This window comes from Flavobacterium sp. (assembly GCF_043780635.1).
Classification (GTDB): Bacteria; Bacteroidota; Bacteroidia; order Flavobacteriales; family Flavobacteriaceae; genus Flavobacterium.
In genome coordinates this window covers 1-7,460 of sequence record NZ_JAYWCK010000142.1, presented here as the reverse complement: position 1 = coordinate 7,460, position 7,460 = coordinate 1, and the positions used below count along the sequence as shown (strand labels likewise).

Annotated in this window: 6 protein-coding genes; 5 read left to right on the top strand and 1 reads right to left on the bottom strand. The window is 32.3% G+C overall.

The genetic code is table 11. From position 1 onward, the window contains the following. Positions 1-156 precede the first annotated feature (156 nt). A complete protein-coding gene (locus ACH2BV_RS12900; protein WP_395051143.1) occupies positions 157-2,553 on the bottom strand; it encodes a TonB-dependent receptor domain-containing protein in 2,397 nt (798 codons plus the stop codon). A gap of 436 nt (positions 2,554-2,989) precedes the next feature. Between ACH2BV_RS12900 and hpt the strand changes: the two genes are divergently transcribed. The 5 genes from hpt to ACH2BV_RS12875 all read left to right on the top strand — a co-directional run. Next, entirely contained in the window at positions 2,990-3,520 is a 531-nt protein-coding gene (gene hpt / locus ACH2BV_RS12895) for a hypoxanthine phosphoribosyltransferase (protein WP_395051142.1), read from the top strand. 33 nt (positions 3,521-3,553) lie between these two features. After that, positions 3,554-4,126, top strand: coding sequence for an adenylate kinase (locus ACH2BV_RS12890; RefSeq protein WP_395051141.1), 573 nt, complete (start codon positions 3,554-3,556; stop codon positions 4,124-4,126). Positions 4,127-4,348: 222 nt separating this feature from the next. Then, entirely contained in the window at positions 4,349-5,572 is a 1,224-nt protein-coding gene (locus ACH2BV_RS12885) for a hemolysin family protein (RefSeq protein ID WP_395051144.1), read from the top strand. A gap of 71 nt (positions 5,573-5,643) precedes the next feature. Then, the gene (gene obgE, locus ACH2BV_RS12880) at positions 5,644-6,645 is read left to right on the top strand and encodes a GTPase ObgE (protein ID WP_395051140.1); all 1,002 of its coding nucleotides are present in this window, start codon (positions 5,644-5,646) and stop codon (positions 6,643-6,645) included. A 213-nt stretch (positions 6,646-6,858) separates the two neighbouring features. Then, positions 6,859-7,460: S46 family peptidase (locus ACH2BV_RS12875; RefSeq protein ID WP_395051138.1), on the top strand; the 602-nt coding region annotated here is incomplete at its 3' end.

Below are 7,460 nucleotides of genomic sequence, written 5' to 3'. Positions count from 1 at the left end.
ACATAAATATTGGCGGTTTAGCGACTTCAAGATACTGAATTTCAGTATCTTGACCAATATTTATTCAATTTATTTTACTTTAAATAATTGCACCCAACGGGTTTTATTTAGTAATACATTAATGAGTAAAATTGTAACAGCAAAATATAAGTAAATTTAGTTAACTCTTTTCCTTTCTTCTTCAGCTCCAGTTGAGCGTTCTCTTGCAGATTTCATTTTATTGTTTCCAAAATTTCGAGAATAGGTGAGTGTAAATGTTCTATTGGAAAAATCAAAAACGTTGTGTGTTTTTATGTTTTGATCTGGCAGATCAGTTCCTCCAACATATTTAATGGAATTAAAAAGGTCATTTATAGAAAATTTTAAATTACCTCCTTTTTCACCTAATTTTTTCTCAGCACCTAAATTAACGCCATATACTTCATTATATTTCGCCGTACCAAAAATGCTTGGACTGTAATAAAATGCACTAATTTCACAGGAATAACTGTCAGAAAATTTAAAGGATTGTGTTGTATTAGCAGAAAAATTCACAATGGATAATACTACTGGTTCGTCGATATAAAAACCCTTGACTTTTTGTTTGACTAAATTTAAATTATTTTGCATTCGCCACCAATTCTTTATTTTTATTGGAACCCCTAAAGTGACAGCAAATGTTTTTGTATATTCTAAATTTGACGCGTCAAAAATGAGTCGGCCTGTTGTCTCATCAATATGCTCCTGAAAACTTGCAATAGAAAAGTCTTCATTTGTATATTGAAAGGATAAAACTATAGATTTATAATTTATGTCATATTTTACCGAATTAGATATAGCAGGTTGCAAAGCCGCATTTCCTGAAATAAAAGTATTTGGATCCAATAAAATAACGAAAGGAGCCATATCATTAAAAGTCGGCCTTGTAATTCTTTTTGAATAGGAGAAATTCATATTTAAATTATCATTGAATTTTCTATTTAAGAAGAAACTCGGAAAAATTTTGCCGTACTGTCTATCGACAACCCTTCCCTCTGTTTTGGTGTCTAACTGTGAATCGGTATATTCATATCGAAGTCCAAATTTCATACTTGTTTTTTTATTTAACTTATAATCTAATGCGCCATAGGCGGCAAATATTTTTTCATTAAGATTACTTTCATTAGTTAGGGTAGGGTCAATTACCCAACTATTTTTTTCAAAATTTTGCACGGATACGGCATTCTCAAATTTAGAAAAAGTTGCTTTTAGTCCTGTTTCTAATTTTAGTTTTTCAGTTAATTTATCACTATAATCAACATTTGTAACCAATGTTTTTATTGGGGTTAATTTGGTGCTTTTTGCAAGTTTATTGTATAAGTAAGTATAATTTGCATCATAATAGGAAATGTTATAATCATTGGGGTTATTATCATTATAGTTTAAATAATCAATGTCAAAACTGATATATTTATCTGCTGTAAAATTGTGCTTTATATTGTAATTTAATCCAAAATGCTTCCAATGATTTAGTTCATGATTCTCTAAATTTACATAAGATATTGGAGTTCCATTCTCAGCATCAAAACTTTCATTAAAAGCATTCATTGACCATTTGTTATCATATGCATTCAATAAAACTCCCATAATTGTTTTGTCAGTTACATTATAATCTAAACCAATACGTGCGTTATGATTACGTTGTTGAGGATCTCTGTCGGAATTTGTATAGGTTGATGCTAATTTATCTTCTTTCATATATTCGCGACTGGCAATAAAAAGTTGTTTTTGAGCCTCTAATGAATAAGAATAACTTCCAAAAACATTTATTTTTTTCTTACGATAATTAAAATTCAGGTTATCTGAAGTAACACCTCCATTTCCATAACCTCCAGAAAATGAATATGAACCATTAAAGCCTGTATCGTTGCTTTTTTTTAATACTATATTTATAAAACCTGCATTTCCTTCGGCATCAAAATTTGCTGGTGGTGTTGTAATTAACTCAATAGATTCTATGTTATTTGCGCTAATTCCAGCTAAAAATTGCACTAAAGCATTCGCAGGAACGTAACTAATTTTTCCATTAATCATAACCACAACTCCATTCTTTCCAACTACGGAAATGCTATTACTTTGTTTATTAATTACAACTCCTGGTGAACGTTCCAAAATTTCTAAAGCAGTGCCTCCAGCTGAAACAATACTATTAGCGACATTAATAACCAATCTATCAACTTTTTGAACATACAAGGCCTTGGTAGAATTTACTACAACTTCTTTCAGTACTTCTGCTTCAGATAAAGTTAGTGTTTCAACTGTATAATGAGAATTTAAATTAAATGGTTTAGAATAGGCTGATTTATAACCGACCATGTTAGTCATTACTATATAATTTCCTTTCTCTAAATTATCCAATGAATAACTTCCATTTTCTTTAGTTAGTAAACCCTTTACAAATGCTGAATCTTTTTCCTGAAGTACTAAAACATTCGCAAATGGAAAACCTTCTCCACTAGATTCTTTTACTATTCCCGAAATATTATATGTGTTTTGCGCAAAAAAAAGAGTAGGGGAAAATAGTAAAAAAAACATTCTATTTTTTGCTATTTTGAATACAAGTGATTGGTAATAAAAGGTAAAATTTAATGTAGTTTTGATTCCCATGCTGGACTATTATTAAAGTTAAACAGTATAGATTTTAGGTATTGATTGACTTTTATTGATAATTTCAAATTATTCAAAAGGGTCAATTTTATTTTTTGAAATAAGTGTGTTTACAAAAATCATAACCACGTCAATTAATACTTATTCAATTTTTATAAGAGTTGGAATTGTAAATATAATTGAAAATATATAACGTTCAGTCTTTTACCTTTTTTTATTTTAAATAGACTAAATAAAAATAGCCTGATTTTATTGTTATTGTACGTTCTTTTTTTAAAGTTTAAAATTTATATATAAGTCAAAATTCGGTTTTTTTAAACGTTTAGAATTCAGTATCTTTGCAAATTATTTTAAAAACGAAAAAGTGATACAATTACACGATAAACAATTTGTTCCGTTTATTTCTGCTGAAGAAATAGACTTTGCCATTGCAAAAATAGCTGCATTAGTAGAAGATGATTTTGCTGATGAAACGCCTTTATTCATAGGTGTTTTGAATGGCGCTTTTATGGTAGTTTCTGATTTTATGAAACATTATAAGTCGCCTTGCGAAGTGAGTTTTATAAAAATGGCTTCTTATGAGGGTACTACTTCAACAAATGACGTAAAGCAATTAATTGGTTTAGATCAGGATTTAACTGGAAGAACTGTTGTTGTTATTGAAGATATTGTTGATACAGGAAATACTTTGGTAGCCTTAAAAGAACTGTTCAAAAAACAAAACGTAAAACATTTTAAGATTGCAACACTGTTTTTCAAACCTGAAGCTTTCAAACATGAGGTTAAAATAGACTATGTTGGGATTAGAATTCCAAATAAATTTATCGTTGGGTATGGATTAGACTACGATGGATTAGGCAGAAATTTATCAGAAGTATATCAATTAAAAGAATAACAAAACAACACAAAACAACACATTAACGCAACTATGATTAACATTGTTTTATTCGGGAAACCAGGCGCAGGAAAAGGAACTCAGGCAGAATTTTTAAAAGAAAGATACAATTTAGTACATCTTTCAACGGGAGATATTTTTAGATTTAATATCAAAAATGAAACCGAACTAGGTAAATTGGCCAAGAGCTATATGGACAAAGGTGATTTAGTTCCTGACGCATTAACTATCAAAATGCTCGAAGAATCAGTAGATAACAATCTTGATGCACATGGCTTTTTGTATGATGGTTTTCCAAGAACTTTGGCTCAAGCGGAAGAATTAGATGCGTTTTTAGCCACTAAAAACTGGAAAGTTGCTGCAACAATTGCACTCGAAGCAAATGACGAAATTCTAATTCATCGTGTACTTGAAAGAGGAAAGACTTCTGGAAGATCTGACGATCAGGACGAAGAGAAAATCAGACACCGTTATCAAGAATATAACGATAAAACAGCTCCTTTAATGGAGTTTTACAAAGCACAAAATAAATTTTATCCAGTAAATGGAATTGGTTCTATAGCCGAGATAACAGAGCGATTAAGTACTATTATTAATAATTTATAGAAGCAATTTCCAGCTGAACGCTACAAGTCCTCGCTTCAAAAATAATTTTTCCAAAACATAAAAGTAGCTTCCTCTGGTCGCTCTTTTCTGTCAGGAAAAACAAGTTTTTGAAACTGCGGGCTTTTCGCTTACATCTGGGCTAGAAAGCAGTTTTAACAATAAAAATACACTTTGGAAATTCTAATAATTCTTTTTTTAATCATTCTCAACGGAGTTTTCTCTATGTCAGAAATCGCATTGATTTCGGCACGAAAAAACCGATTGGAAACAGCTGCAAAAAAGGGAAATAAAAATGCCCAAATCGCATTGGACTTGGCTAATTCACCCAATAAATTTTTATCGACAGTTCAAATAGGAATTACACTTATAGGAATTCTTACCGGTATTTATTCTGGAGACAAGATCACACACGATGTTCAGAATTTTATAGCAGGATTTGAAGTGCTAAAACCATTTGCGCCTTCAATTGCAGTGGGAATTGTGGTTGTGATTTTGACATTCTTTTCTTTGGTTTTAGGGGAATTATTACCTAAAAGAATTGGGCTAAATCATCCAGAAACCATTGCCAAAGCTGTTGCTTGGCCAATGAAAATAGTCTCAATTATTACGGCACCGTTTATTTGGTTATTAACTCATTCTACCGAATTTTTGTTGAAAGTTTTGCAAATAAAACCCACTGCCGACGGCAAAGTAACCGAAGAAGAAATCAAAGCCATCATCAAAGAAGGAACTGAAGGCGGCGAAGTACAGGAAATAGAGCAAGATATCGTGGAGCGTGTTTTCCACATTGGAGACAGAAAAATAAATTCCTTGATGACACATAGGAAATCAGTGGTTCTATTGCCATTGCATTCTGATAAAAGTCAGGTTAAGGAGTTTATGCTTAAAGAATTGCATTCGATTTATCCCGTTTTTGAAGAAAATCACGATGATATAGTTGGGGTTGTAAATTTGAAAAGCATTTTTGCTAATATTGACAAAGATAATTTCAATTTGCCAGAAATTATGACCGAAGCACTTTTTATGATGGAGCAAACTACGGCATACAAAGCATTGGAGCAGTTTAAAAAATCTGGTATTCACTACGCTTTTGTTTCAGACGAATACGGCGTTTTTCAGGGGATAATTACTTTGAATGATATTTTGGAAGCCTTGGTGGGAAATGCTTCCGATTTTTACAAGGATGATTTCCAAATGATTGAAAGAGAAGATGGAACTTGGTTAGTTGACGGTCATTATTCCTTGCATGATTTCCTGACTAATTTTGAATTGGATGAACTAATCAGTGACTACGAAGTGACCACTGTAAGCGGATTAATAATGACTGAACTTTCTCATATTCCAAAAGAAGGAGAGAAGTTGATTTGGCAAAAATTTGAGTTGGAAGTCATTGATATGGATGGAGTGAAGATTGATAAAGTGATGGTGAAAGCCTTGAAAAAATAAAATAGTGTTCAGTGTTCAGTATTCAGTAAGCAAGCTGACCACTGACCACTGAATACTGAATACTAAAAATTATGACAGAAGGCAACTTTGTAGATTACGTAAAAATATATGTTTCTTCCGGAAAAGGAGGGAAAGGATCTACGCATTTACATAGAGAAAAATTTATCGAAAAGGGCGGTCCTGATGGTGGTGATGGTGGTCGAGGAGGACACGTATATTTAGTTGGAAACAAAGGACTTTGGACCTTATTTCACTTGAAATTTGCGCGTCATATCAAAGCTGGTCACGGTGGAGATGGTGGTGGAGATAGAAGTACCGGTGCTGATGGCGACGATAAATTTATTGAAGTTCCATTAGGAACTGTTGTAAAAGATAAAGAAACTGGAGAAACCTTGTTCGAAATTACCGAAGACGGTGAAAAACAAATTCTTTCCCGTGGTGGTAAAGGAGGATTGGGAAACTGGCATTTTAGAAGTTCGACAAATCAAACGCCAAGATATTCACAACCAGGTTTACCCGGAGTAGAAATGGATGTTATTTTAGAACTAAAAGTCTTGGCTGACGTAGGATTAGTAGGTTTTCCAAATGCTGGAAAATCGACTTTATTGTCGGTTTTGACTTCTGCCAAACCAAAAATAGCTGATTATCCTTTTACCACTTTAAAACCAAATCTTGGAATTGTAGCTTATCGCGATTTTCAATCCTTTGTAATTGCTGATATTCCAGGAATTATAGAAGGTGCCGCTGAAGGAAAAGGGCTTGGACATTATTTCTTGCGTCACATAGAAAGAAATTCAACCTTGCTTTTTTTGGTTCCAGTTGATACTCCTGACATCAAGGGGGAATATGATATTTTGGTGAACGAATTGACAAAATACAATCCAGAAATGCTTGATAAAGAGCGTCTATTGGTGATTTCTAAATGCGATATGCTTGATGATGAGCTCAAAGCAGAATTGAAAATACAATTGGACAAAGAGTTCAAAGACATTCCTTATATGTTTATTTCTTCTGTTGCTCAACAAGGTTTGTCGGAGTTGAAGGATAAACTTTGGAAAATGTTGAATGACTAAAAAATACTGTTTTTATATATAAAATGGGCTCTAGTAATAGAGCCCTTTTTTTATACACATAAATAAATTTTTTTCTTAATTTATTTTATAAAATCCTCAAAAATCACTAATTTCGCGAAGCAATTTTTAGTGAATACTCTGTTTTTAGCATAACATATTCCGTTTTTTGCAAAATTGCTGCTAATATTCAATAATCTATAATATTTAAAAAAAATGAAAAATTTTATTTTTGCCTTAATTGCTGGAATTATGCTAATGCCAATTAGTGTTAAAGCGGATGAAGGAATGTGGTTTCTTATGTTTATAGAACGTTTAAATCACCGTGATATGGAAAAAATGGGATTGCAATTGACATCCGAAGAAATTTATAGCATCAATCACAGTAGCCTGAAAGATGCTGTTGTACAATTTAATGGTGGATGTACTGCAGAAATCGTTTCGAAAGAAGGATTAGTGTTGACAAATCACCATTGCGGTTATAGTGCGATCGCAGAGCTTTCTACAGCAGAGCAAGATTATTTAAAAAATGGTTTTTGGGCAAAAGATAAAAGTGCTGAACTGAAGCCAAAATCATTATACGTTCGTTTCTTCGTTCGGATGGATGATGTTTCAAAAAGGATTTTATCAAAAGTGGATGATAAAATGAGCGAATCTGATAGGAATAAAGTAATTCAACAAGAAATAGCTCTGATTGAAAAAGAGAATAGTGAAGGAGGGAAATATACAGTTTCGGTTCGTCCTTTCTTTCAAGGGAATGAATATTACTATTTTGTTTACCAAGATTACAAAGACGTTCGATTAGTAGGAACTCCTCC

What these genes read in the sequence shown, in the direction of transcription:
- ACH2BV_RS12900 (WP_395051143.1), bottom strand. Translation starts at nt 2,553, where the DNA reads ATGTTTTTTTTACTATTTTCCCCTACTCTTTTTTTTGCGCAAAACACA.
- ACH2BV_RS12890 (WP_395051141.1), top strand. Translation starts at nt 3,554, where the DNA reads ATGATTAACATTGTTTTATTCGGGAAACCAGGCGCAGGAAAAGGAACT.
- ACH2BV_RS12885 (WP_395051144.1), top strand. Translation starts at nt 4,349, where the DNA reads ATGTCAGAAATCGCATTGATTTCGGCACGAAAAAACCGATTGGAAACA.
- obgE (WP_395051140.1), top strand. Translation starts at nt 5,644, where the DNA reads ATGACAGAAGGCAACTTTGTAGATTACGTAAAAATATATGTTTCTTCC.